This is a genomic window from Pseudomonas gingeri (assembly GCF_013385635.1).
In the GTDB taxonomy this organism is placed as follows: Bacteria; Pseudomonadota; Gammaproteobacteria; order Pseudomonadales; family Pseudomonadaceae; genus Aquipseudomonas; species Aquipseudomonas gingeri_A.
Genome location: NZ_JACAPR010000001.1, coordinates 208,294 through 232,092, shown reverse-complemented (window position 1 = coordinate 232,092; position 23,799 = coordinate 208,294). Strand labels below are relative to the sequence as shown.

24 protein-coding genes are annotated in these 23,799 nt (G+C 63.5%); 13 read left to right on the top strand and 11 right to left on the bottom strand.

What is annotated here, in order from left to right; genetic code table 11:
• Positions 1–9 precede the first annotated feature (9 nt).
• Together thiS and HX851_RS01090 are read right to left on the bottom strand one after the other, a co-directional pair.
• Positions 10–210 carry a sulfur carrier protein ThiS gene (thiS, locus tag HX851_RS01095; RefSeq protein WP_177055954.1) on the bottom strand — a complete coding sequence of 67 codons (201 nt, stop codon included), beginning with the start codon at positions 208–210 and terminating at the stop codon, positions 10–12.
• A gap of 87 nt (positions 211–297) precedes the next feature.
• Positions 298–678, bottom strand: a complete 381-nt coding sequence (locus HX851_RS01090) for a DUF423 domain-containing protein (protein WP_177055952.1) — start codon at positions 676–678, stop codon at positions 298–300.
• A 70-nt stretch (positions 679–748) separates the two neighbouring features.
• Between HX851_RS01090 and mtgA the strand changes: the two genes are divergently transcribed.
• On the top strand, positions 749–1,471 hold the full coding sequence (gene mtgA, locus HX851_RS01085; protein ID WP_177055950.1) for a monofunctional biosynthetic peptidoglycan transglycosylase: 723 nt from the start codon (positions 749–751) through the stop codon (positions 1,469–1,471).
• 206 nt (positions 1,472–1,677) lie between these two features.
• Here mtgA and rpoH read toward each other — a convergent pair whose 3' ends face one another.
• From rpoH to ftsY, 4 genes are all read right to left on the bottom strand, one after another.
• On the bottom strand, positions 1,678–2,532 hold the full coding sequence (rpoH, locus tag HX851_RS01080) for an RNA polymerase sigma factor RpoH (protein WP_017124869.1): 855 nt from the start codon (positions 2,530–2,532) through the stop codon (positions 1,678–1,680).
• A gap of 129 nt (positions 2,533–2,661) precedes the next feature.
• The gene (gene ftsX, locus HX851_RS01075; RefSeq protein WP_177055948.1) at positions 2,662–3,684 is read right to left on the bottom strand and encodes a permease-like cell division protein FtsX; all 1,023 of its coding nucleotides are present in this window, start codon (positions 3,682–3,684) and stop codon (positions 2,662–2,664) included.
• Positions 3,681–4,352, bottom strand: a complete 672-nt coding sequence (ftsE, locus tag HX851_RS01070) for a cell division ATP-binding protein FtsE (RefSeq protein ID WP_017124871.1) — start codon at positions 4,350–4,352, stop codon at positions 3,681–3,683. Before ftsE ends, ftsX begins: the two co-directional genes overlap by 4 nt.
• The gene (gene ftsY / locus HX851_RS01065; protein ID WP_177064642.1) at positions 4,349–5,782 is read right to left on the bottom strand and encodes a signal recognition particle-docking protein FtsY; all 1,434 of its coding nucleotides are present in this window, start codon (positions 5,780–5,782) and stop codon (positions 4,349–4,351) included. The genes ftsE and ftsY overlap by 4 nt, the downstream gene beginning before the upstream one ends.
• Positions 5,783–5,956: 174 nt before the next feature.
• On the opposite strand from ftsY, the gene HX851_RS01060 reads away from it, so the two are divergent.
• The 6 genes from HX851_RS01060 (at position 5,957) to HX851_RS01035 (ending at position 13,440) form a co-directional block, all read left to right on the top strand.
• Positions 5,957–7,309, top strand: a complete 1,353-nt coding sequence (locus HX851_RS01060; protein ID WP_177055944.1) for a M16 family metallopeptidase — start codon at positions 5,957–5,959, stop codon at positions 7,307–7,309.
• On the top strand, positions 7,306–8,796 hold the full coding sequence (locus HX851_RS01055; RefSeq protein WP_177055942.1) for a M16 family metallopeptidase: 1,491 nt from the start codon (positions 7,306–7,308) through the stop codon (positions 8,794–8,796). The genes HX851_RS01060 and HX851_RS01055 overlap by 4 nt, the downstream gene beginning before the upstream one ends.
• The gene (rsmD, locus tag HX851_RS01050) at positions 8,796–9,410 is read left to right on the top strand and encodes a 16S rRNA (guanine(966)-N(2))-methyltransferase RsmD (protein WP_177064641.1); all 615 of its coding nucleotides are present in this window, start codon (positions 8,796–8,798) and stop codon (positions 9,408–9,410) included. The genes HX851_RS01055 and rsmD overlap by 1 nt, the downstream gene beginning before the upstream one ends.
• A 125-nt stretch (positions 9,411–9,535) precedes the next feature.
• The gene (locus HX851_RS01045; RefSeq protein ID WP_177064640.1) at positions 9,536–10,882 is read left to right on the top strand and encodes a M16 family metallopeptidase; all 1,347 of its coding nucleotides are present in this window, start codon (positions 9,536–9,538) and stop codon (positions 10,880–10,882) included.
• The gene (locus HX851_RS01040; RefSeq protein ID WP_177064638.1) at positions 10,875–12,323 is read left to right on the top strand and encodes a M16 family metallopeptidase; all 1,449 of its coding nucleotides are present in this window, start codon (positions 10,875–10,877) and stop codon (positions 12,321–12,323) included. Before HX851_RS01045 ends, HX851_RS01040 begins: the two co-directional genes overlap by 8 nt.
• A 115-nt stretch (positions 12,324–12,438) precedes the next feature.
• Positions 12,439–13,440, top strand: a complete 1,002-nt coding sequence (locus HX851_RS01035) for a hydrolase (protein ID WP_177055935.1) — start codon at positions 12,439–12,441, stop codon at positions 13,438–13,440.
• 139 nt (positions 13,441–13,579) lie between these two features.
• Here the strand turns inward: HX851_RS01035 and HX851_RS01030 are convergent, their stop codons facing one another.
• Positions 13,580–14,434: a sulfurtransferase gene (locus tag HX851_RS01030; RefSeq protein ID WP_177064636.1), complete on the bottom strand. Its 855-nt coding sequence runs from the start codon at positions 14,432–14,434 to the stop codon at positions 13,580–13,582.
• A gap of 173 nt (positions 14,435–14,607) precedes the next feature.
• Entirely contained in the window at positions 14,608–15,288 is a 681-nt protein-coding gene (locus HX851_RS01025; RefSeq protein ID WP_177055931.1) for a TetR/AcrR family transcriptional regulator, read from the bottom strand.
• A 153-nt stretch (positions 15,289–15,441) separates the two neighbouring features.
• Here HX851_RS01025 and HX851_RS01020 point away from each other — a divergent pair, with 153 nt between their 5' ends.
• From HX851_RS01020 to HX851_RS01000, 5 genes are all read left to right on the top strand, one after another.
• The gene (locus HX851_RS01020) at positions 15,442–16,872 is read left to right on the top strand and encodes a coniferyl aldehyde dehydrogenase (protein ID WP_177064634.1); all 1,431 of its coding nucleotides are present in this window, start codon (positions 15,442–15,444) and stop codon (positions 16,870–16,872) included.
• 46 nt (positions 16,873–16,918) lie between these two features.
• Positions 16,919–17,464, top strand: coding sequence for a twin-arginine translocation pathway signal protein (locus HX851_RS01015; RefSeq protein WP_177064632.1), 546 nt, complete (start codon positions 16,919–16,921; stop codon positions 17,462–17,464).
• A 128-nt stretch (positions 17,465–17,592) separates the two neighbouring features.
• Positions 17,593–19,188: a GMC family oxidoreductase gene (locus HX851_RS01010; protein ID WP_177064630.1), complete on the top strand. Its 1,596-nt coding sequence runs from the start codon at positions 17,593–17,595 to the stop codon at positions 19,186–19,188.
• Positions 19,189–19,303: 115 nt separating this feature from the next.
• Entirely contained in the window at positions 19,304–19,783 is a 480-nt protein-coding gene (gene coaD / locus HX851_RS01005; RefSeq protein WP_017124884.1) for a pantetheine-phosphate adenylyltransferase, read from the top strand.
• Positions 19,784–19,929: 146 nt separating this feature from the next.
• The gene (locus tag HX851_RS01000) at positions 19,930–20,181 is read left to right on the top strand and encodes a YfhL family 4Fe-4S dicluster ferredoxin (RefSeq protein ID WP_177055924.1); all 252 of its coding nucleotides are present in this window, start codon (positions 19,930–19,932) and stop codon (positions 20,179–20,181) included.
• Positions 20,182–20,273: 92 nt separating this feature from the next.
• Here the strand turns inward: HX851_RS01000 and HX851_RS00995 are convergent, their stop codons facing one another.
• From HX851_RS00995 to HX851_RS00985, 3 genes are all read right to left on the bottom strand, one after another.
• Entirely contained in the window at positions 20,274–20,615 is a 342-nt protein-coding gene (locus HX851_RS00995) for a multidrug transporter (RefSeq protein ID WP_177055916.1), read from the bottom strand.
• Between the two features lie 66 nt (positions 20,616–20,681).
• Positions 20,682–21,494, bottom strand: coding sequence for a bifunctional DNA-formamidopyrimidine glycosylase/DNA-(apurinic or apyrimidinic site) lyase (gene mutM, locus HX851_RS00990; RefSeq protein WP_177055914.1), 813 nt, complete (start codon positions 21,492–21,494; stop codon positions 20,682–20,684).
• A 34-nt stretch (positions 21,495–21,528) separates the two neighbouring features.
• A complete protein-coding gene (locus HX851_RS00985) occupies positions 21,529–22,341 on the bottom strand; it encodes an HDOD domain-containing protein (RefSeq protein WP_177056085.1) in 813 nt (270 codons plus the stop codon).
• 198 nt (positions 22,342–22,539) lie between these two features.
• Here HX851_RS00985 and HX851_RS00980 point away from each other — a divergent pair, with 198 nt between their 5' ends.
• Positions 22,540–23,736 (top strand): class I SAM-dependent rRNA methyltransferase, encoded by a 1,197-nt coding sequence (locus HX851_RS00980; RefSeq protein ID WP_177055912.1) that lies wholly within the window; start codon positions 22,540–22,542, stop codon positions 23,734–23,736.
• Positions 23,737–23,799: the final 63 nt, after the last annotated feature.

Sequence of the window (23,799 nt, the reverse complement as noted above, 5' to 3'; positions counted from 1 at the left end):
GGGTTTGGCTCAACCGCCGCCGATGGCGTGCACCACTTCGACCTGATCGCCTTCACGCAGGGCGGTCCCGGCATGCTGGCTGCGCGGGACGATATCCAGGTTCAGCTCCACCGCTACCCGCCGCCCGGTCAGGTCGAGCCGGGTCAGCAATGCCGCGACGGTTTCGCCGTCGGGCAGTTCAAAGGATTCACCGTTCAATTGAATGCGCATGCGCCGGGCTGCCATCATTTTTAGGGGCCAGCATTCTAGCCCGATCAGTCCGGGTGACCCAAGCCATTCGTCGACCTGGCGATCCGCTCAAGCTGCCGCTTGCAAGCGCCAGGCGGCCAGACCGAGGCAGAACCAGCCGATCAGGAAGCCCAGCCCACCCAACGGGGTGATGATCCCCAGCTTGCTGATACCGGTCAGGGTCAACAGGTACAGGCTGCCGGAGAACAGGATAATCCCGATGGCGAATGAAACACCGGCCCAGGTGACCAGGCGTCCGGGAATATGCGCCGCCAGCAAGGCGACGCCGAACAACGCCAGGGTATGTACCAATTGATAGGTCACGCCGGTATGAAAGATCGCCAGGTAGTCCGCGCTCAGGCGGTTCTTCAGGCCGTGGGCAGCGAAGGCGCCGAGGGCGACACCGGTGAAACCGAAAAACGCGGCGAGCAGCAGAAAACCACGCAGCATGACGAACTCCATTCAGGGGGCACAGGGTCTGTATAATGGCCCGCTCCCACGCCCCGGCCAAGCCATCTCTATGCTGCGTTTTCTTTTCCGTCGCCTCACTACCGCCCTGAAGTGGTTCGCCATCGCCAGCGTACTGCTGGTGCTGCTGTTCCGCTGGGTGCCGCCACCGGGCACCGCGCTGATGGTCGAGCGCAAGATCGAGTCATGGAGCGACGGTGAGCCGATCGACCTGCAACGCACCTGGAAATCCTGGGACCAGATCTCCGACGACCTCAAGGTGGCGGTGATGGCCGGCGAGGACCAGAAGTTTCCCGAGCACTGGGGCTTCGATTTCGGTGCGATCCAGGCTGCTTTTGCCCATAACGAGCGCGGCGGCTCGATCCGCGGCGCCAGCACCCTCAGCCAGCAGGTGTCGAAGAACCTGTTCCTCTGGTCCGGCCGCAGTTACCTGCGCAAGGGGCTGGAAGCCTGGTTTACCGCGCTGATCGAAGTGATGTGGCCCAAGCAACGAATTCTCGAGGTATACCTCAACAGCGTCGAGTGGGACGAAGGGGTGTTTGGCGCCGAAGCCGCCGCGCGGCATCACTTTGGCGTCAGTGCCGCGGCCTTGTCGCGTCAGCAGGCCAGCCTGCTGGCGGCGGTGCTGCCCAATCCCCGGGAATGGAGTGCCAGCCATCCGAGCACCTACGTCGCCCGTCGCGCCGGCTGGATTCGCCAGCAGATGAGCCAGCTGGGCGGCGATGAGTACCTGGTGGGGCTGAACAATTCACGCAAGGCGCCGTGGGCGCTATAAGCCCGGATATGGCGGTGACTGGAAGGACGCCTTCGCGGGCAAGCCCGCTCCCACGGGGCGTGGGCGTACACAAAACCTGCGTTCGACGCTCCCCATTGCGGGAGCGGGCTTGCCCGCGAATGGGCCTTCAGCCGCACCACAAGACTTGACCCTTGCATACAAAAACGCCCCGATCAGATCGGGGCGTTTTTTATTGCCTTGAGTGCTTACGCGGCAATCGACAGCTTGAGCTTGTTCATCGCGCTCTTTTCCAACTGACGGATACGCTCGGCGGAGACGTTGTACTTCTGCGCCAGGTCGTGCAGCGTGGCTTTGTCTTCCGCCAACCAGCGTTGGTAGAGGATGTCACGGCTGCGCTCGTCCAGAACTTCCAGGGCCTCGTGCAGGTTGCTGTTGGAGTTTTCGCTCCAGTCGGCATCCTCCAGCTGGCGTGCCGGATCGTAGCGGTGGTCTTCCAGGTAGTTGGCCGGAGACTGGAACGCACTGTCATCGTCGGCTTCCGCCGCCGGATCGAACGCCATGTCCTGGCCGGTCAGCCGGCTTTCCATCTCGCGCACTTCACGTGGCTCCACGCCAAGGCTTTCCGCCACGCGATGGACTTCCTCGTTGTTCAGCCAGGCCAAACGTTTCTTCTGGCTGCGCAGGTTGAAGAACAGCTTGCGCTGGGCCTTGGTGGTCGCCACTTTGACGATCCGCCAGTTGCGCAGGATGAATTCGTGGATTTCCGCCTTGATCCAGTGCACGGCGAACGACACCAGGCGCACACCCATTTCCGGGTTGAAGCGTTTCACGGCCTTCATCAGGCCGACATTGCCTTCCTGGATCAGGTCAGCCTGGGCCAGGCCGTAGCCGGAATAGCTACGGGCGATATGGACGACAAAACGCAGGTGGGCGAGCACCATCTGCCGAGCCGCCCCCAGATCCTGCTCATAATAGAGACTCTCGGCCAGTTCACGCTCCTGCTCCGGCGTCAGCAGTGGAATGCTGTTCACCGTATTGACGTAGGCCTCCAGGTTCGCACCCGGGACCAGCGCATAGGCAGGTTGCAAAGAAGTGGTCATACGAAAAAACCTCCGACTCACATGACTCGTGCAGTGAAGCACTGCGAAAATTGACCGGGAACCGCAGAACAAGTTCCAAGAGCAGCCATTACGGTCAATACCAACAAAAACACATTAATTTGACATTAACTATTTCGGCGCCAGCTCGCGAAGATGCCGTGCGACCGCAATCCAAGCACCGATATACCCCAACAGCACGGCGCCAAGCAAGAGCGACAGACCATCGGCAGACGGCACGCCCGCCAGAGCGAAATCGCTGCCATACAGGCCGGCCAGCCCGACAACCGCCTCGTTCAGCCAGTTGAGGCCGAAAGCCAGGACGCCCCAGGAAAGAATTCCTGCACCGAAGCCATAAAGCGCGCCCATGTACAGAAACGGCCTACGCACATAACTATCCGTTCCGCCCACCAGTTTAATCACTTCGATCTCGGTGCGGCGGTTTTCAATATGAAGACGAATGGTATTGCCTATCACCAAAAGTAATGCAGAAACCAGCAGCACCGTCAGGCCGAAGACAAACCGGTCGCCCAGCTTGAGAATTGCCGCCAGACGCTCTACCCAGACCAGGTCCAACTGGGCCTGTTGCACCTTGGGCAACTCGGACAGGCGCTGGCGCAAGGCTTCCAGTGTCGCCTTGTCGACCTCGTTCGGCGTCACCAGGACCACGCCCGGCAGCGGGTTCTGCGGCAGTTCCTTGAGCGCCTCGCCCAGCCCGGACTGCTGCTGGAACTCGTCCAGGGCTTTTTCCTTGCTGATGAACTCGGCATCCGCCACGCCCGGTATGGCCTTGATCTGCTCGCTCAGGCTCTCGCCTTCCGTTGCGCTGGCGTCCAGTTGCAGGTACAGCGAAATCTGTGCCGCGCGCTGCCAGGAGCCGCCCAGGCGCTCGACGTTGTTGAGCAGCAGCGACAAGCCCATCGGCAGGCTCAGGGCCACGGCCATCACCAGGCAGGTAAAGAAGCTGCCGATCGGCTGTTTGCCCAGGCGGCGCAGGCTGTCCAGCAGGCTGGCACGATGGCTTTCGATCCAGGCGTGCAGCAGGGTGCTGAAGTCCGGGCCGTCGTCTTCGTCGCGTTTCTTCTTCGGCGGCTGCTGATCGGAGGCTTTCGGAGCCACGCGTTCGGCCACTTTCGGGCTGCGGGTCGCACTCATACGCCGGCCTCCCCGTCGCCGATCAATCGACCACGCTGCAGGGTCAGCATGCGATGGCGCATGCGGGCGATCAGCGCCAGGTCGTGACTGGCGATCAGCACGCTGGTGCCGAGGCGGTTGATATCCTCGAACACCCCCATGATTTCCGCGGCCAGGCGCGGGTCGAGGTTACCGGTCGGCTCGTCCGCCAGCAGCAATGCCGGGCGGTGGACGATGGCCCGGGCAATACCCACGCGCTGTTGCTGGCCGGTGGACAGGTCGCCGGGATACAGGTCGGTCTTGTCCGACAGCGCCACACGCTCCAGGGCAGAATCCACGCGCTTGGCGACTTCGGCCTTGGACAGGCCGAGGATCTGCAACGGCAAGGCGACATTATTGAACACCGTGCGATCGAACAGCAGCTGGTGATTCTGGAACACCACGCCGATCTGCCGACGCAGGAAGGGAATCTGCGCATTGCTGATCTGGCCCAGGTCCTGACCGGCCAGCAGCAACTTGCCGGTGGTCGGACGTTCCATCGCCAGCAGCAGCCGCAGCAAAGTACTTTTACCCGCGCCGGAGTGCCCGGTCACAAACAGGAATTCACCACGACGCACCCGAAAGCTCAGCTCATGCAAGCCGACGTGACCGTTCGGATAGCGTTTACCGACCTGTTCGAAACGAATCATGAACGCTCCCGCTCGGCGAAAAGGGCTTGGACAAAGGGCTCGGCTTCAAAGGTACGCAGATCGTCGATGCCTTCACCGACACCGATGTAGCGGATCGGCAGGCCAAACTGCTTGGCCAGGGCGAAGATCACCCCACCCTTGGCGGTGCCATCGAGCTTAGTCAATGCCAGGCCGGTCAGTTGGACCGTCTGGTTGAATTGCTTGGCCTGGTTGATGGCGTTCTGCCCAGTACCGGCATCGAGCACCAGCAGCACTTCGTGCGGCGCGTCGGCGTCGAGCTTGCCAATGACCCGACGGACCTTCTTCAACTCTTCCATCAGGTTGTCTTTGGTGTGCAGGCGTCCGGCGGTATCGGCGATCAGCACATCGATGCCACGGGCCTTGGCCGCCTGCACCGCATCGAAGATCACCGAAGCCGAGTCGGCGCCGGTGTGCTGGGCGATCACCGGAATACTGTTGCGCTCGCCCCAGACCTGCAATTGCTCCACCGCGGCGGCGCGGAAGGTATCGCCCGCCGCCAGCATGACCTTCTTGCCTTCCAGTTGCAGCTTCTTGGCCAGCTTGCCGATGGTGGTGGTCTTGCCCGCGCCGTTGACACCGACGACCAGGATCACGAAAGGCTTGTGCCGCGTGTCGATCCGCAGCGGCTGCTCGACGGGCTTGAGCATGGCGGCCAGCTCGGCCTGCAGCGACTTGTAGAGCGCATCGCTGTCGGTCAACTGCTTGCGCGCGACCTTCTGGGTCAGGCTCTGGATGATCACGCCGGTGGCTTCGACGCCGACGTCGGCGGTCAGCAGGCGGGTTTCGAGTTCTTCGAGCAGGTCATCGTCGATGGCCTTCTTGCCGAGGAACAGGCTGGCCATGCCTTCGCCAAGGCTGGCGCTGGTCTTCGACAGGCCCTGTTTGAGGCGGGCAAAGAAGCCGGCCCTGGCTTCCTCGGCAACCGGCGTGGCCGTTGGCTCGGGCTCGGGCTCGGGAAACGCTACCGGGGCGGGGGCGACTACAGGAACGATAACCGGCGCAGGTGCCTCGACAACCGCCGGCTGCACCACGGACACCACCGTCGGCTCCGGCGCCACGACGAACGGTGTGGGCGCGACGACTTCAGCCACCGGTGGAATCGGCGGCACGAGATGTTCGGCCCGCACATCTTCAACCAGTGCCACCGGCTCTTCGGCCACTGGCAGGGTCAGCCATGGCTCGGGCGCCGCAGCGACTTCGACCCGCGCGGGTTCGATCAGCGGCGCAACCCGCGGCAACGGCTCGACGGCGACCGGGGCGGTTTCGACCAACGGGGCCGGTGCGGCTTCAGCTTGGGCTTGTGGCTGTTCGACGACGGCTTCCTGCGGCTTTTTGCGCAGCCATCCGAACAGGCTTTTTTTCTCGCCAGCCGCAGCTGGGGTCTTCTTGTCGTCGTTGGAACCAAACATGGAGGACGGCTATCTCAAGGTAGCGACGCGCCAAGGGGGCGCTTCGGCAAATAATATTCTGATGCGTAACAGACTGCTTTTTGACCAGATTGTTCGCGCGCAACACAGTATCCTAGCACCTCCTCGCCCGCCGACGCTAAGACCAAGCGGGCCGTCCTACAGGTTTAAAAACGAATGAATGCTCTAGCCCGCCGCGCCGCTGGCCTGTTGCTCAGCACGCTTTGTCTGCCGCTTGCAGCCCTGGCTGCCGATCCACAACCGACCCATGAGTTCACCCTCGACAACGGCTTGAAGGTCGTCGTCCGTGAAGATCACCGCGCGCCCGTGGTGGTTTCGCAGATCTGGTACAAGGTCGGCTCGAGCTATGAGACACCGGGCCAGACCGGTCTTTCCCATGCCCTGGAACACATGATGTTCAAGGGCAGCGAGAAAGTCGGCCCCGGCGAAGCCTCGCTGATCCTGCGGGACCTGGGGGCCGAGGAAAACGCCTTCACCAGCGACGACTACACGGCCTATTACCAGGTCCTGGCCCGCGATCGCCTGGGTGTTGCCTTCGAACTCGAAGCCGACCGCATGGCCAGCCTGCGCCTGCCGGCCGACGAGTTCAGCCGCGAGATCGAAGTGATCAAGGAAGAACGCCGCCTGCGCACCGACGACAAGCCGATGGGCAAGGCCTACGAGCGCTTCAAGGCCATGGCCTACCCGGCCAGCGGCTACCACACGCCGACCATCGGCTGGATGGCCGACCTCGACCGCATGAAGGTCGAGGAACTGCGCCACTGGTACCAGTCCTGGTACGTGCCGAACAACGCCACCCTGGTGGTGGTCGGCGACGTGACCCCGGATGAGGTGAAAAACCTGGCCCAGCGCTATTTCGGCACGATCCCGCGGCGGGACACGCCGCCGGCGAAGATCCCGCGCGAGCTGGACGAACCCGGCGAGCGGCTGATCACCCTGCACGTGAAGACCCAACTGCCGAGCCTGATGCTCGGGTTCAACGTGCCGAGCATCGCCACCGCCCAGGACCCGCGCGCGGTCAACGCGCTGCGCCTGATCGCCGCCCTGCTCGACGGCGGCTACAGTGCCCGCCTGTCCTCCCAGCTGGAACGCGGCGAAGAGCTGATCTCCGGCGGCTCGGCCAGCTACGACGCCTACACCCGTGGCGACAGCCTCTTTACCCTGTCGGCGACACCGAACACGCAGAAGAAGAAAACCCTGGCCGATACCGAAGCCGGCCTCTGGCGCCTGCTGGACCAGTTGAAGACCAAGCCGCCCACCGCCGAGGAACTCGAACGCGTGCGCGCCCAGGTCATCGCCGGGCTGGTCTACGAGCGTGATTCCATCACCAGCCAGGCCAGTGCCATCGGCCAGCTGGAAACCGTCGGCCTCTCCTGGAAACTGATGGACAGCGAACTGGCCGAGCTGCAGAGCGTGACGCCGGAAGATATCCAGAAGGCCGCCCGCACCTACTTTATCCGCGAACGTCTCAGCGTCGCCCATGTATTGCCCGAGGAGACCCGCCCATGAGCACGCCCAAGGGTTCCCGTTTCACGCTGCTCGGCCTGGCCCTGATCATTGCCACGGGCAGTCTGGGCTTGTCCCTGCTCGACACCCGCAGCGCCCGGGCCAGCGAGGTGCTGGAAGACGCCAAGTCGAGCCACAAGCTGCAATCGCTGGCCGAACTCGACGACAAGGCCCCGGCGCGCCGGACCTTGAACGTGCAGACCTGGAACACCGCCGAAGGCGCCAAGGTGCTGTTCGTCGAGGCCCACGAGCTGCCGATGTTCAACCTGCGCCTGACCTTCGCCGCCGGCAGCAGCCAGGATGGCAAGGTCCCCGGCCTGGCCGTGCTGACCAACGCCATGCTCAATGAGGGAGTGGCCGGCAAGGACGTCGGTGCCATCGCCCAGGGCTTCGAAGGGCTCGGCGCGGACTTCGGCAACGGTGCCTACAAGGACATGGCGATTGCCTCGTTGCGCAGCCTCAGCGCTGCCGACAAACGCGAACCGGCGCTGAAGCTGTTCGCCGAAGTCGTCGGCAAGCCGACCTTCCCGGCCGGTTCCCTGGCCCGGATCAAGAACCAGTTGCTGGCCGGCTTCGAGTTCCAGAAGCAGAACCCCGGCAAACTGGCGAGCCAGGACCTGTCCCAGCGTCTTTATGGCGATCATCCTTATGCTCATTCCAGCGATGGCACCGCAAAAAGCATCCCGCCGATCACCCTCGCGCAGCTGCGGGCGTTCCATGCCAAGGCCTATGCCGCCGGCAACGTGGTGATCGCCCTGGTCGGCGACCTCTCGCGCGGCGAAGCCGAAGCCCTCACCGCCCAGGTCTCGGCCGCGCTGCCAAAAGGCCCGGCCCTGGCGAAAATCGCCCCGGCCAAGGACCCGCAGCCCAGCACCGGGCATATCGAGTTCCCGTCCAAGCAGACCACCATCCTGCTCGCGCAGATGGGCATCGACCGTGCCGATCCCGACTACGCGGCCTTGTCCCTGGGTAACCAGATCCTCGGCGGCGGTGGCTTCGGTACGCGCCTGATGAGTGAAGTGCGGGAAAAACGCGGCCTGACCTACGGCATCTACTCCGGGTTCAGCCCGATGCAGGCCCGCGGCCCCTTCATGATCAATCTGCAGACCCGTGCCGAGATGAGCGAAGGCACGCGCAAACTGGTTGAAGAAGTCCTGGCCGACTACCTGAAGTCCGGCCCGACCCAGAAGGAACTCGACGATGCCAAGCGCGAAATGGCCGGCAGCTTCCCGCTGTCCAACGCCAGCAACAGCGATATCGTCGGCCAGTTGGGTTCCATGGGCTTCTATGACCTGCCGCTGAACTACCTGGAAGATTTCATGCAGCAGACCCAGGCGCTGACCGTCGAGCAGGTCAAGGCGGCCATGAACAAACACCTGGATGTCGACAAGATGATCGTCGTCACCGCAGGTCCCACGGTGCCGCAAAAGCCGTTGCCGCCGCCGACTGACAAACCCGCCGAGCAGCCACTCGGGGTTCCGGAGCATTAATGGCCAGTTCATCCCGTCCCAGCAAGAAACCCGCACACACGCATAACGGCGTGAACCAGTTGCGTATCATCGGCGGCGAATGGCGCAGCCGACGCCTGAGCTTTCCCGATGTCCTGGGCCTGCGCCCAACCCCGGACCGTGTGCGCGAAACCCTGTTCAACTGGCTGGCGCCCTATGTCGCCGGGGCCAAGGTGCTCGACCCGTTCGCCGGCAGCGGTGCCCTGTTTCTCGAAGCCTTGTCCCGTGGCGCCGCCATGGGCCAGGCGCTGGACGCCAGCAATGTGGCGGTATCGAGCCTGCACGAACACCTCGGCACCCTGCGTTGCAGCGTCGGTCAGGTGCAGACCGCCGACGCCCTGCGCTACCTGGAAACCCAGACGGCCACGGCGTTCGACCTGGTGTTCCTCGACCCGCCGTTCAACCAGAACCTGCTGCCCGGTGTCTGTGCCCTGCTGGAAGAACGCCAGTGGCTGGCGGACGACGCCTGGGTCTACACCGAAAGCGAAACCGCGCCCTCGACCCTTGGTCTGCCGGGCAACTGGCGCCTGCACCGCGAGCAGAAGTCGGGACGGGTCTACTATGCGCTGTGGCAACGTAGCGTAGCCGACCTGTAGAGCGATCCCTGATGACGGCCAGGTGATCCGCCGGCCGTCATCACTATTCCTGTACCGCCATCGCAGCCGCCAGCCGGATCACTGTGTTCCTTCGAAAATCGCAAGGACACAAGGATCCCCTACCGATGAAACGCCCCACCTTACGCTTCGCGTTCGGCTTGCTCCTGCTGCCGGCCGTCGCCCTCGCAGCGCCTACACCCGACACCCACGAACTCCGGCTGGACAACGGCCTGAAAATCATCGTCCGCGAAGATCATCGCGCCCCCGTCGTGGCCGCCCAGCTCTGGTACAAGGTCGGTTCCAGCCACGAACCGCCGGGTGAATCCGGTCTTTCCCACGCGCTGGAGCACATGCTGTTCCAGGGCAGCAGCAAAGTCTGCCCAGGCCATGCTTTCCCGATCATGGAACGCCTCGGCGCCAGGATCAACGCCTTCACCAACCACGACACCACCACCTATGAATACCTTATGCCGCGCCATGCCCTGGGGGTCGCGCTGGAAATCATGGCTGACCAGATGAGCACCGCCCAACTGTCGCCGGCCGCCTTCCAGCGTGAAATCGAGGTCATCAAGAACGAGCGATGGCAGAACGTCGACGATAGCCCCGGTGAACTGCTCGACGAGAGAATGCGCGCTATTGCCTTTGGCACCAGCGGCTATCGCACCTCGACCGTCGGCTGGCAACACGACCTGGAACGCATGAGCGTGCAACAGCTGCACCGCTGGTACACCGCCTGGTATGCACCGAACAACGCCACCCTGGTGGTGGTCGGCGATGTGACAGCCGAGGAGGTCGAAACCCTGGCCCGTCGCTACTTCGCCGACCTGCCCGGGCGCAAGCTTCCCGAGATCCGACAACCGCTGGAGCTGAACGAGCAGGGGGAACGGCGCATCACCCTACGAACCCACAATGAGTTTCCCAGTCTCCTCATGGCCTTCAACGTCCCCAGCCTGGCAACCGCTGCCGACCCACGGAGCGCACACTCCCTGCGCCTGCTCAACGAGTTGCTGGGCGTCGGTGCCGGCTCGCGGATCTTCAGTCAGTTGAAATTCCATGAAGAACTGATCACCCGGGCCCACTCCAGCTACGAGGCGTTCAATCGAGGGGACGGCCTGTTGAAGATTGCCGTCGACCTGGATATCCAGGGCAACCCCGATCCGGACGATGTCCAGGCACGCCTGTGGGCACTGCTCGAAGCGCTGCAGAAAACCCCCGTCAGCGCGCAGGAACTTGACCGTGCGCGCACCCGAGTGCTGGCAAAAGGGGTTTTCGCCCGCGACTCGGTGGAAGCCCAGGCGCAGAAGATCGGCCTGCTGGAGAGCGTCGGCCTGTCGTGGAAACTGGACACACAGGAACAGGACCACCTGAAGGCCGTCACCCCCCTGGACATCCAAAAGGCCGCACAGACTTATTTTGTTCGTGAGCGGCTCAGCGTTGCCCTGGCCATCCCAGGGGGAAACCATCATGAGTAAGCGCCCCCCCGTTTTATCGAGCATCGTGCTGGCGCTGTTCGCCGGCCTTGCAATCCCCGACGCACAGGCTTCCACCACTGTCGATCCCCTGCAATCGCTGGGCGACGTTCGTGACCTGGTACCGGTGCCCTCCCCGCTGCCGGTCCGTGGCTGGAAAACCCTCAACGGCACCAAGGTACTCTTTGTTGAAACCCATGGCCTGCCATTGATCGACGTGGCCGTGAGCTTTGCCGCGGGAAGCCGGCATGATGGCGACCACCATGGCCTCGCGGCCATGACCTTGAGCCTGCTCAACGAAGGTACACAGGACAAGGACGTCGATACGATCATGAGCGCGTTCGACAGCCTGGGCGCGCAGATCACCAATGGCATCGACCGGGACCACGCGTATTTCACCCTGCGCAGCCTCAGCGACGAAGCCGTCCGCCTACCGGCCCTGCAGTTATTGAGTGAGATCCTGAGCAAGCCCAGCTTCACCATGGATGCCATCCGCCGGGTCAAGAGCGAGCTCCTCGACCAGCAACTGCGCCAGGATTCAGCATTGAGCAGCGGGATCAGCCACCGGTTTCCGCCCTCGCTCTACCCACGACACCCCTATGGTCAGCCCCTCTACGGCACCCGGGACAGCATCGCGCAGATCACCGTCGAGCAGTTGCGCGCCTTCCACCAGAAGACCTACAGCGCAGGCAACGCCGTTATCCTGCTGGTCGGCGATCTCTCGGAGGAGCAGGCCCAGCGCCTCAGCGTGCAGATTTCCGACGCCCTGCCCAAGGGTCCGGCATTGCCACCCACCGCCAGCGCAGAGCGGCGTGACAGTATCGTCGGTAAAACCCATCTGGAACGCCCCACCACCCTGGTGCAGCTGGATCTGGCGCAGATCGCCCCGCCCCGGCGGCATCCGGACTACGTCGCCCTGCATGTCGCCAGCCTGATCTTTGGCGGCGGCTTCGACAATCGACTGATGAAGGAGCTGCGCGAGCAGCACGGCATCACCTACTCGGTATCGTCGCAACTGACCGACTGGCAAGCCCATGGCCCTTTTCACATCAGTCTCGCGATCCCACCGCAGTACAGCGACGCCGTGCTCCAGCGGGTCAGGCAGATGTTCGCGGCATTTCTCAGGGATGGCCCGACGGAACAGGAACTGCAAAGCATCAAGCAGAGCATGCGCGGAGAGATGGCATTGAGGGGCGCCAGCAACGCGGACATCCTGCAGGCGCTGATACTGATCGGCCGCCATGACTTGCCGCTGAGCCTGACCGACTTCGCCGAACAGGCACAGAGGTTGACCCGTGAACGGATCAAGGCTGCCCTGAACAGCCACTTCGATGCCCAAGGCTGGGTGGTGACGAGTGCCGGCCCGACAGTCACCCAACAGCCGCTGCCCGAGGCCCGGCCACAGGCGACAAGTTGCCAGCCCGGCCCGCTCCCGCGCGGATAATAAAGCTGCGGCAACCGACATGACTGTGGCAATTTAGGGGTATCGCGTCCTGTAGCGCAGTTGCCGTGGCCGTTGGTCTACGGCGCTGCCTGGCATTTTTATTCCGAGATTCGCTGTGTCGCCGTCATTCGCCTTTCAGGACTTCACCCCGGCCCCCGGCCTGGGCAACCCGCACCTGCAAACCTTGTGGGGCCCGCTCTGGCGCGGAAAAATCGTTATCGAGCGCCAGCGTGAACGGTTCTGGCTGGACGATGGCGACTTTCTCGACCTCGACTGGTTCGGTCCCCATGAGGCGACGACGCCCCTGGTGCTGCTCCTGCACGGGCTCACCGGGTCCTCGAACTCACCTTATATCGTCGGCTTGCAACAGGCCCTGGCCAACCAGGGCTGGGCCAGCGTGGCGCTGAACTGGCGCGGCTGCTCGGGGGAACCCAACCTGTTGGCCCGCAGCTACCACTCCGGCGCCAGCGAGGACCTGGCCGCGACCATAACCCACCTGAAGGCCAGGCGACCGTTGGCGGCGCTGTACGCCGTGGGTTATTCGCTGGGCGGCAATGTGTTGCTCAAGCACCTGGGGGAAAGCGCCGGCAACAGCGGCCTGCAGGCGGCTGTCGCGGTGTCGGTGCCGTTTCGTCTCGATCAGTGCGCGGACCGCATCGGCCAGGGCTTCTCCAAGGTCTACCAGGCGCATTTCATGCGCGAGATGCTCACCTACATCAGGGACAAGCAGCGCCGGTTCCAGCATGACGGGCGGATCGACGGCCTGGCGACCTTGAGCAACCTGGGGCCGCTGACGGGAATGCGCACCTTCTGGGATTTCGACGGTCGGGTAACCGCGCCGCTGCACGGTTACCTGGATGCCGAGGACTATTACCGCCGCGCGTCCAGCCGCTACTTTCTCGGCGCGATCCGCACGCCGACCCTGATCATCCAGGCGGCGGACGATCCCTTCGTGTTTCCCCACAGCCTGCCGGAACCCGGCGAGCTGGCGCCGGGCACCGAGTTCGAACTGCAGCGCAAAGGCGGGCATGTCGGGTTTGTCGACGGCACCCTGCGCAAGCCGGCTTACTACCTGGAGCGCCGGATTCCGCAGTGGCTGGCCGGTAGAGGATGTTGATCCGATCGGTCCCACGCTCCAGCGTGGGAATACCTCACCGGACGCTTCGCGTCCAGCTTTTTCCCGGCGTCGACGCGGAGCGTCGGGGGCTGCATGCCCACGCAGAGCGTGGGAACGATCAGTGTGTTTGACTGAGCGTTCAGTCGCCGGTGGCAACGCCACGCTTAGGATCGGTGATCCACTCGCTCCACGAGCCGGCATACAGCGTCCCCAACGGATAACCCGCCAGGCTCAAGGCGAACAGGTTGTGGCAGGCCGTCACCCCGGAGCCGCAGTACGCCACCAGCTCCCGCGGCGAACGGTCGCCCAGTTGCCCGGCAAATCGCTGCCTGAGCTGCTCGGCTGGCAGAAAACGCCCATCGGCACCGAGGTTGTCGCTGAACGCCGCGCACTGGGCGCCGGGGATATGCCCGGCAACCGGGTCGATCGGCTCGACCTCGCCACGAAAACGCGGCTGCGCGCGAGCATCGAGCAAGGTCAGGGAGGCCTGGCCGAGACGCTCTTGCAGTTGCTGCGCGCTGATCTGCAACGAGGGGTCCGCCGTGCCGCTGAAGGTCCCACGCGCAGCCGGCGGCGGGTTCAGGCTCAGAGGCTGGCCCGCGCCATGCCAGGCCTTCAGGCCACCATCGAGGATGAAGACCCCGTCGCGCTTGCCCAGCCAGGCCAGCAGCCACCAGGCACGCGCCGCGTACATGCCGGGACCGTCGTCGTACAGCACGATCTCGTTGTCGGCGCTGATACCCCAGGCTTGCAGTCGCTGCACCAGCACCGCCGGCTCGGGCAATGGATGGCGCCCGGTCACGCCCTTGGTCACCGGGCCGCTGAGGTCGCGCTCCAGGTCGGCGAAGTGCGCGCCTTCGATATGCCCCTGGGCATAGCTGCGCTGTCCGTAGTCCGGGTCTTCCAGGGCGAAACGACAATCCAGGATCACCAAACCCGGCAGGGCCTGGCGCTCGGCCAGTTGCTGCGGGCTGATCAGTTGCGCAAGGGGCATGACTCATTCCTCGTAAGTGGATAAAGATCAGTAACATGATCGTTCCCATGCTCTGCGTGGGAACACCTCACTGGACGCTCTGCGTCCGCTTCAAAAGCTTCGCGGGCAAGCCCGCTCCCACGGCGTCACGGGCTGCATGCCTTTGCTGCGCGAGGGAACGATCAAATCGCGGATCAGGACGATATCCGCACATCCTCCAGTGCCTGGGTCAGCGGCACGTAAAACTCGTTCAGCAGCTTGTCCACCGCCGCCCGGGCCTGGGGCGTGACAAACCCCGACTCCAGCACCAGCACCTGATATACGCCACGCTTGATCGATTCTTCGCTCAAGTGATTGGCGTTTTCCCGGGTGGTGCTCAGGAACCGTACCCAGGAGGTCAGGATAATCCAGGCATTGAGGGTCAGCGACTCGGTCTGCACCGCATCCATGGCCAGGATCCCGGCCTCGACGAAGCCACCATAGATCGCCTGCCCCTGGATCAGGCAACGCTGGGAAAACCGCCGATAGCGGGCCGCCAGTTCGGCATCGCTCTCCAGCAGATGCTCGAGATCGCGGTGTAGAAAGCGATAGCGCCACATCGCCGCCAGTAGCGCCTTGAGATAGAAGCGCTTGTCGTCGATGGTCGCGGCGCGGCCCTGGGGCGGGCGCAGGAAGCTGTCCACCAGCGCCTCGTATTCGGCGAACAGCACGGCGATGATCGCCTGCTTGTTGGGGAAGTGGTAGTAGAGGTTGCCCGGCGAAATATCCATGTGCGCCGCGATGTGATTGGTACTGACACTGCGCTCGCCCTGCTGGTTGAACAGATCCAGGCTGTTCTGGACGATGCGCTCACTGGTTTTTATTCGTGGGGCCATGACTTCAGCTTTACTTCAAGAGTGCGGTGCCAGGCATCTTACGACCTATCCGGCAGCGGATAAACGGTCGGCAGCGAACACGGCTGTTGACTTTTTGGAGTATAAGCTCTAAACATTTGTTTAAAAATAAAAACACACCTCATGGAGCGCGCCATGCCTGCCGAAATTGCCTACCTGCAGGAGTCACAGCAGCAACTGGGTGAGCTCCAGCGCCTGTTCCAGGCCCAACGCCACGCCTACGCCGCGCACCCGATGCCGCGCGTCGAACAACGCCGGCAATGGCTCGACAGTCTGCGCCAGTTGCTGAGCGACGAACGGCAGGCCCTGGTCGAGGCCATCAGCCAGGACTTCGGCAACCGCAGCGCCGACGAAACCCTGCTCGCCGAGTTGATGCCCAGCCTGCACGGCATCCATTACGCCCGCAAACACCTCAAGGGCTGGATGCAGCCGGCGCGGCGCAAGGTCGGCCTGGCCTTCCAGCCGGCTTCGGCCAAGGTGGTCTACCAGCCGCTGGGCGTGGTCGGGGTGATCGTGCCGTGGAACTATCCCCTGTTCCTCGCCATCGGCCCGTTGGTCGGGGCACTCTCGGCGGGCAATCGGGTGATGCTCAAGCTCAGCGAGTCGACACCGGCCACCGGCCTGCTGCTCAAGGAGCTGCTCGGCCGGGTGTTTCCACAGGACCTGGTGTGCGTGGTGCTGGGCGAGGCGGAAGTCGGCATGGCGTTCTCCAGGCTGCCGTTCGACCACCTGCTGTTCACCGGTGCTACCAGCATCGGCAGGCATGTCATGCGCGCCGCCGCCGAGAACCTGACCCCGGTGACCCTGGAGCTGGGCGGCAAGTCGCCGGCGATCGTCTCCAGCGATGTACCGCTCAAGGACGCCGCCGAACGCATCGCCTTCGGCAAGACCCTCAATGCCGGCCAGACCTGCGTGGCCCCGGACTACGTGCTGGTGCCCGAAGAGCGCGTCGGTTCCTTTGTCGAGGCCTACCGCCAGGCGGTGCGCAGCTTCTATCCAAGCCTGGCGGACAACCCGGACTACACCAGCATCATCAACGAGCGACAACTGGCACGGCTCAATGGCTACCTCAGCGACGCCACCAGCAAGGGTGCCTTGCTGATCTCGATGTTCGAGCAGGGCCAGCAACGCCGCATGGGCCATAGCCTGCTGCTGAACGTCAGCGACGACATGACCCTGATGCAGGATGAAATCTTCGGCCCACTGCTGCCGATCGTCCCGTACAAGGGCCTCGACGAAGCTTTTGCCTACATCAATCGACGCCCTCGCCCGCTAGCACTCTACTACTTCGGCTACAACAAGGCCGAGCAGGAGCGCGTTCTCCAGGAAACCCATTCCGGCGGTGTCTGCCTCAACGACACCTTGTTGCATGTACCGCAGGAAGACCTGCCGTTCGGCGGTATCGGGCCCTCGGGCATGGGCCATTACCACGGCCATGATGGTTTCCTGACCTTCAGCAAGGCCAAGGGCGTGCTGACCAAGCAGCGCTTCAACGCCGCACGGCTGATCTACCCGCCTTATGGAAAATCGATCCAGAAACTGATCCAGAAGCTGTTTGTCCGCTGATCCACGCGTCTTGCCGCAAAAACAACCACTCAGGTGAATAACAATAATGATCCCAAGCCTGTCCGAGTCTCCCGCGCTGTCACGGCGCGGCCTGCTGAAAATCGGTCTCTGCGCCAGCGCCTTCCTCACCACCGCCGGGCTCGCCGCCAGCCTGAGCGGCTGCTCGGCGAGCGGGCCGGCCAGCGGTTTTGCCGTGCTGCAGGCGGCTGACCTGCCGTTCCTGCGGGCGCTGATCCCGGTGATGCTCGAAGGAGCCGTCAGCAACGACAAGCTGCCCACTGCCGTCGAACAGACCCTGGCCAGCCTGGACAAGAGCCTCGACCACCTGTCCCCGGAAATGCTCAAACTGACCCGCCAACTGTTCGATGTGCTGGGCATGGGGCTTACCCGTGGCCCGCTGACCGGCATCTGGGGCCGCTGGGAAAATGCCGGTAGCGAACAGATCCAGGCCTTTCTCAAGCGCTGGGAAAACAGCTACCTGAGCCTGCTGCGCATGGGCCACGCCTCACTGCTGCAACTGGTGATGATGGCCTGGTACAACCGCTCCGAGTCCTGGGCCCGTTGCGGTTATCCGGGGCCGCCGAAGGTCTAGACCTGCAGGAGCCTGCTTGCCGGCGATCCAGGCGATGCGCTTCGAAAGGGAACCGCGTCGATATCATCGCCGGCAAGCCGACTCCCACAGGGTTCGTGTTGAACACCCAATAATAAAAGAGGCGTCATATGCCCGTACCCGATCTGTTCCGCGAAGGCCTCGCCCGTGGCTGGAAAACCTACAACGGCGCGCAACTGGACCACGACCTGAACCTGGAAGCCGACGTCGCCATTATCGGCAGCGGCGCCGGTGGCGGAACCACGGCCGAAATCCTCAGCGCCGCCGGCTACAAGGTCCTGCTGATCGAGGAAGGCCCGCTGAAGACCAGCAGCGACTTCAAGATGCTCGAAGACGAGGCCTACGCCAGCCTCTACCAGGAAGGTATCGGCCGCATGAGCAAGGATGGTGCCATCACCATCCTCCAGGGCCGCGCCGTCGGCGGCACCACCCTGATCAACTGGACTTCGAGCTTCCGTACCCCGGAACCGACCCTCGAACACTGGGCCCGGGAACACAACGTCAAAGGCCACAGCACGGCCGAGATGGCGCCCTGGTTCGAGAAAATGGAACAACGCCTCGGCGTCACCCCCTGGCTGGTGCCGCCCAATGCCAACAACGACGTGCTGCGCAACGGCTGCGAAAAACTCGACTACAGCTGGAAAGTCATCCCGCGCAACGTCCGCGGCTGCTGGAACCTGGGCTACTGCGGCATGGGCTGCCCGACCAACGCCAAGCAATCGATGATGGTCACCACCATTCCCGCGACCCTGGAAAAAGGTGGTGAACTGCTCTATCTGGCACGCGCCGACCGCTTGCTGCTCGACGGCGACAGGATCACCGGCCTGCAATGCCTGGGCATGGATGCCCGCTGCGTCACCCCCAACGGGCGCAAGATCAATGTCAGGGCCCGGCACTACGTGCTGGCCGGCGGCGGAATCAACAGCCCGGCGCTGCTGTTGCGCTCCAAGGCGCCCGATCCGCACGAGCGCCTGGGCAAGCGTACCTTCCTGCACCTGGTGAATTTCTCCGCCGGGCAGTTTTCCGAAGTGATCAACCCCTTCTACGGCGCCCCCCAGTCCATCTATTCCGATCATTTCCAATGGCTGGATGGCACCACCGGGCATATGTCCTACAAGCTGGAAGTGCCGCCCCTGCAACCGGCGCTCGCCAGCACGCTGCTGGGCGGCTTCGGCCCGCAAAGCGCGCTGCGCATGGAACAACTGCCGCACACCCACGTGATGCTGGCGCTGATGCGCGACGGCTTCCATCCGGACAGCCCGGGCGGCAACGTGGAATTACGCGGCGACGACACCCCTGTCCTCGATTACCGGGTCTCGCCGTATGCCTGGGACGGCCTGCGCCGGGCTTTCCACAGCATGGCCGAGATCCAGTTCGCGGCAGGCGCGAAGTCGGTGCTGCCACTGCATGCCGATGCCGATTACGTGAACTCCCTGGCCAAGGCCCGCGAACTGATCGACGGCTTGAGCCTGGAACTGTACCGCACGCGCCTGGGCAGCGCCCACGTGATGGGCGGCTGCGCCATGGGCGAGGATCCGAAAACCGCGGTCGCCGACAGCCTCGGCCGCCATCATCAACTGCGCAACCTGTCGATCCACGATGGCTCGCTGTTCCCCACCAGCATCGGCGCCAACCCGCAATTGTCGGTCTACGGGCTGACCGCCCAATTGGCCACGGCCCTGGCCGAACGCTTGAAAAACCCCTGAGAAAGAGGATTATTCACGACGTCTATAGGGCTTTCTTCCGCACGTCCTGACTTGGCCGACAGGATAGGCTGCGATACCATCCGATTCCCCAACGGACTCCCGCCAGGACGACGCGATGAACCGAGTGTTGTACCCAGGTACCTTCGACCCGATTACCAAGGGCCATGGCGATCTGGTCGAACGCGCCGCGCGCCTGTTCGACCACGTCATCATTGCCGTGGCCGCCAGCCCGAAGAAAAACCCGCTTTTCCCGCTGGAACAGCGTGTGGAACTGGCCCGCGAGGTCACCAAGCACCTGCCCAACGTTGAAGTCATGGGTTTTTCCACGTTGCTGGCGCACTTTGCCAAGGAACAGAACGCCAACGTTTTCCTGCGCGGGCTGCGTGCCGTGTCGGATTTCGAGTACGAGTTCCAGTTGGCGAACATGAACCGCCAGTTGGCCCCGGAAGTGGAGAGCCTGTTCCTCACGCCATCGGAACGCTATTCGTTCATTTCCTCGACGCTGGTGCGGGAAATCGCCGCTTTGGGCGGAGATATCACCAAGTTCGTCCACCCGGCGGTAGCCGAGGCCCTGAACCTGCGCTTCAAGAAGTAACCCGGATGGCGGCTGCGTGCCGCCGTCTTGAACGGCGATCCTGACGCCGGTCTTGTCGTGCCCGCGTGCACTGCGCGCGCCAATGCGGCACAATTGGCCTATCAGTTTTAACGTTGCCCGGGCTTGCCGCCCTGGCCGGAGTGCCCATGTCCCTGATCATCACCGACGATTGCATCAACTGCGACGTCTGCGAACCCGAGTGCCCGAACGCCGCCATCTCCCAGGGCGAAGAGATCTACGTGATCGACCCGAACCTCTGCACTCAGTGCGTCGGCCACTACGACGAACCGCAGTGCCAGCAGGTCTGCCCGGTGGATTGCATCCCGCTGGATGAAGCCCATCCGGAAACCGAAGAAGAATTGATGACCAAATACCGGAAGATCACCGGCAAAGCCTGACGCTGGGAGCCAGCTTGCCGGCGATGAGGCCTGTGGGCCTTGTATCGCCCCATCGATCGCTATCGCCAGCAAGCCGGCGCCTACAGGGGGCGCTATTGTTCGTTGCCGTCAAACCCTTCCGCAGTGCAACCCAGGCAACGGGCAAACGCCGCCTTGCCCGGGTCTACCACCAGCGCCTTGCCGGCCTTGCCGACACCCTTGAAGCCACCGAACACGGTAAACGGCAGTGACACCACGAAGGCCGCCGTGCCGATCAGGGTCGCGCCCACCAGCAGCGGACGCGCCACCAGCAGGTCGCCGATCATCGCGTAGGCCGGCGGGTTCTGGATCTGATAGGTCGGGTCGCCGCTGGTCCCGTCATCGGCCAGGGCCGGCAGTGCCTGCAGGCCAGAACTCAGGGCCAGCAACAAGGCCAGGGTACGAAACGGGGTCATGGCGCTATCCTTCGGCTAAGCAACGGGAGGGCAAAGACTTACTATAGCGTCTGCGCACGGCTCAGGTCAGCCCTGACATTTCGGGCAATAGACACTGGCGCGCTGGCCGAGCTTGACCTCGCGCAAACCGCTGCCACAGACCTTGCAGTGCTCGCCGCCGCGCCCATAGACGAACAGCTCCTGCTGGAAGTAGCCGGGCTGGCCATCACCACCGATAAAGTCGCGCAAGGTGGTACCGCCACGCTCGATGGCATGGGCCAGGATCCGCTTGATCTCGATTGCCAGCTTCAGGTAACGCGCCCGGGAAATCCCTCCTGCCTCGCGGCGCGGGTCGATCCCGGCGGCGAACAGCGCTTCGGTCGCGTAGATATTGCCCACGCCCACCACCACAGCGTTGTCCATGATGAACGGCTTGACCGCCATCGAGCGGCCACGGGACAGCTGGAACAGACGTTCGCCATCGAACAGGTCGGTCAGCGGCTCGGGCCCCAGGCGAATCAGCAGCTCGTGATTGAGCGGGTCGAGACTCCAGAGCATCGCGCCGAAGCGACGCGGGTCGGTATAACGCAGGGCCAGGCCCGACTCCAACTCGATATCCACATGCTCATGCTTGGCCGCCGGCATGCCGACTTCCACCAGGCGCAGGTTGCCCGACATCCCCAGGTGGCTGATCAGCGTGCCGACCTCGGCATTGATCAACAGGTACTTGGCCCGTCTCTCGACCTGCACGATGCGCTGCCCGGACAGGCGCACATCGAGATCTTCCGGAATCGGCCAGCGCAGGCGCCGGTCGCGGACGATCACGCGACTGACCCGCTGCCCCTCCAGGTGAGGCGCGATACCGCGCCGGGTGGTTTCGACTTCGGGTAATTCAGGCATGGTGGTTCCAGGTCAGGAAGTAGCGTGCTCTGAACTAATGAGCACCCAACTCGCGGATGTTTTCTCTGAGCGTCTCGAAGTCGTAGTCGGACAGGCCGACGTAATCGAGCACCAGGTGGCCGATGGCATTCCACTCGTGATCCTCGGTCTGGTTGCCCAGCACCCGATGGGACGCGCAGATGTGCTCGGCCATTTTCAGGATCGCCAGCAGATTCTTCAACTGGCTGTTGCGCGTGGTCTCGTCGCTGAAGATCGCCAGGGCGTTGTGATGGTTGGCGATGGCGTTGGTCACGTGCTCAGGCAGGCGCCAGGACTTGGCCGTGTAGTAGCCGACCACGGCATGGTTGGTGTTGAACGCATGATTTTCCGTGTCCACCACCCGCTGCTCCGGACCGGCCTTGGCGTAGGCCTGTTCCAGCACCGTCATATAGTCGGGGAAGCGCTTGAGCATCAGCGGAATCCCGCAATCGTGGAACAGGCCCAGCGCATAGGCTTCATCGATGGCCTGGGAGCCGGTACGCTTGGCCAGGGTCAGGCTGGTCATCGCCACGTCCTGGGCGGTGTCCCAGAAGCGGTTCAGGGTGACGATGGTTTCATCGGCCATTTCGCCCTTGATCGACTGCGCGTTGATCAGGTTGATGATCGAACGGCTGCCCAGCAGGTTCACTGCCCGCTGGATCGAGGCGATCTTGTTCGCCAGGCCGTAATAGGGCGAGTTGACGATTTTCAGCAGCGCACCGGAAAGCCCCGGGTCCTGACTGATCAACCGGGCAATCACCTCCAGGTCCGGGTCGGGCATGTACTGCTCCATCTGCAAATCCACCATGATTTGCGGTTGAGGCGGCACGCTGATGCCTTGCAGGGCCTGCTGGATCTGTTCGGCTGATAGTTCTTGGGACATGAGTACACACTCCGGGCGAGTGGGCGATTCTAGCGGAAAAGTCATACCGGATGGGCGGCCTGTACAGTGTAATCACATGAAACATGACGACCCGGCGGCCGGCAACTCCCGCTATAATTCCGCTCTTTTTCCCGGAGCGACGTCATGTCCCTGCCTAGCCTACGCCTCAAAGCCAACGCCGACCGCCGCCTGCGCGCCGGTCACCTGTGGGTCTACAGCAACGAAATCGACGTGGCGGCGACTCCACTCCATGGCTTCAAGGCCGGCGACCAGGCGCTCCTCGAAGCCGCCGGCGGCAAGGCCCTGGGTATTGTCGCCATGAGCCCGAACAACCTGATCTGCGCACGCCTGCTGTCGCGCGACATCAAGTTGCCACTGGACAAGTCGCTGCTGGTGCACCGCCTGAACGTGGCCCTGTCCCTGCGCGAGCGGCTGTTCGACAAACCATTCTATCGCCTGGTCTACGGTGATTCCGACCTGCTGCCAGGCCTGGTGGTGGATCGTTTCGGCGACATCCTGGTGGTCCAGCTCGCCTCGGCGACCATGGAGCAGCACAAGGATGACGTGATCGCGGCGCTGGTCCAGGTCCTGAAACCGAGCGGCATCCTGTTCAAGAACGATTCGGCGGCACGTGATGCCGAAGGCCTCGAGCGTTATGTCGAGACCGTGTTCGGCCTGGTGCCGGAGTGGGTCGCGCTGGAAGAGAACGGCGTGAAGTTCGAAGCGCCGGTGATGGAAGGCCAGAAGACGGGCTGGTTCTACGACCACCGCATGAACCGCGCGCGCCTGGCCCCGTATGCCAAGGGCAAGCGGGTCCTCGACCTGTTCAGCTACATCGGCGGCTGGGGCGTACAGGCCGCGGCTTTCGGTGCCAGCGAAGTGTTCTGTGTCGACGCCTCGGCCTTCGCCCTCGACGGCGTGGAGCGCAATGCCGCGCTGAACGGCTTTGCCGAGAAGCTGACCTGCATCGAGGGTGACGTCTTCGAAGCGCTGAAGGAACTGAAGTCCGCCGAAGAGCGTTTCGACGTGATCGTCGCCGACCCGCCGGCGTTCATCAAGCGCAAGAAAGACCTGAAGAATGGCGAAGGAGCCTACCGCCGCCTGAACGAACAGGCCATGCGCCTGCTCAGCAAGGACGGCATTCTGGTCAGCGCCTCGTGCTCGATGCACCTGCCGGAAGATGACCTGCAGAACATCCTGCTGACCAGCGCCCGCCACCTGGACCGCAATATCCAGTTGCTGGAACGCGGCGGCCAGGGCCCGGATCACCCAGTACACCCGGCGATCCCGGAAACCCGTTATATCAAGAGCATTACCTGCCGACTGCTGCCTAACAGCTAAGTGGTCATCGCCCCGCCCCGGATCAGGGTGGGGCGAGTAACGCCCTGCGGTGCCCAGCAACGC

Excerpts from the sequence above, each read along its gene's own strand:
- thiS (WP_177055954.1), bottom strand. The coding sequence starts at position 210 with ATGCGCATTCAATTGAACGGTGAATCCTTTGAACTGCCCGACGGCGAA.
- HX851_RS01090 (WP_177055952.1), bottom strand. The coding sequence starts at position 678 with ATGCTGCGTGGTTTTCTGCTGCTCGCCGCGTTTTTCGGTTTCACCGGT.
- mtgA (WP_177055950.1), top strand. The coding sequence starts at position 749 with ATGCTGCGTTTTCTTTTCCGTCGCCTCACTACCGCCCTGAAGTGGTTC.
- rpoH (WP_017124869.1), bottom strand. The coding sequence starts at position 2,532 with ATGACCACTTCTTTGCAACCTGCCTATGCGCTGGTCCCGGGTGCGAAC.
- ftsX (WP_177055948.1), bottom strand. The coding sequence starts at position 3,684 with ATGAGTGCGACCCGCAGCCCGAAAGTGGCCGAACGCGTGGCTCCGAAA.
- ftsE (WP_017124871.1), bottom strand. The coding sequence starts at position 4,352 with ATGATTCGTTTCGAACAGGTCGGTAAACGCTATCCGAACGGTCACGTC.
- ftsY (WP_177064642.1), bottom strand. The coding sequence starts at position 5,782 with ATGTTTGGTTCCAACGACGACAAGAAGACCCCAGCTGCGGCTGGCGAG.
- HX851_RS01060 (WP_177055944.1), top strand. The coding sequence starts at position 5,957 with ATGAATGCTCTAGCCCGCCGCGCCGCTGGCCTGTTGCTCAGCACGCTT.
- HX851_RS01055 (WP_177055942.1), top strand. The coding sequence starts at position 7,306 with ATGAGCACGCCCAAGGGTTCCCGTTTCACGCTGCTCGGCCTGGCCCTG.
- rsmD (WP_177064641.1), top strand. The coding sequence starts at position 8,796 with ATGGCCAGTTCATCCCGTCCCAGCAAGAAACCCGCACACACGCATAAC.
- HX851_RS01045 (WP_177064640.1), top strand. The coding sequence starts at position 9,536 with ATGAAACGCCCCACCTTACGCTTCGCGTTCGGCTTGCTCCTGCTGCCG.
- HX851_RS01040 (WP_177064638.1), top strand. The coding sequence starts at position 10,875 with ATGAGTAAGCGCCCCCCCGTTTTATCGAGCATCGTGCTGGCGCTGTTC.
- HX851_RS01030 (WP_177064636.1), bottom strand. The coding sequence starts at position 14,434 with ATGCCCCTTGCGCAACTGATCAGCCCGCAGCAACTGGCCGAGCGCCAG.
- HX851_RS01025 (WP_177055931.1), bottom strand. The coding sequence starts at position 15,288 with ATGGCCCCACGAATAAAAACCAGTGAGCGCATCGTCCAGAACAGCCTG.
- HX851_RS01020 (WP_177064634.1), top strand. The coding sequence starts at position 15,442 with ATGCCTGCCGAAATTGCCTACCTGCAGGAGTCACAGCAGCAACTGGGT.
- HX851_RS01015 (WP_177064632.1), top strand. The coding sequence starts at position 16,919 with ATGATCCCAAGCCTGTCCGAGTCTCCCGCGCTGTCACGGCGCGGCCTG.
- HX851_RS01010 (WP_177064630.1), top strand. The coding sequence starts at position 17,593 with ATGCCCGTACCCGATCTGTTCCGCGAAGGCCTCGCCCGTGGCTGGAAA.
- coaD (WP_017124884.1), top strand. The coding sequence starts at position 19,304 with ATGAACCGAGTGTTGTACCCAGGTACCTTCGACCCGATTACCAAGGGC.
- HX851_RS01000 (WP_177055924.1), top strand. The coding sequence starts at position 19,930 with ATGTCCCTGATCATCACCGACGATTGCATCAACTGCGACGTCTGCGAA.
- HX851_RS00995 (WP_177055916.1), bottom strand. The coding sequence starts at position 20,615 with ATGACCCCGTTTCGTACCCTGGCCTTGTTGCTGGCCCTGAGTTCTGGC.
- mutM (WP_177055914.1), bottom strand. The coding sequence starts at position 21,494 with ATGCCTGAATTACCCGAAGTCGAAACCACCCGGCGCGGTATCGCGCCT.
- HX851_RS00980 (WP_177055912.1), top strand. The coding sequence starts at position 22,540 with ATGTCCCTGCCTAGCCTACGCCTCAAAGCCAACGCCGACCGCCGCCTG.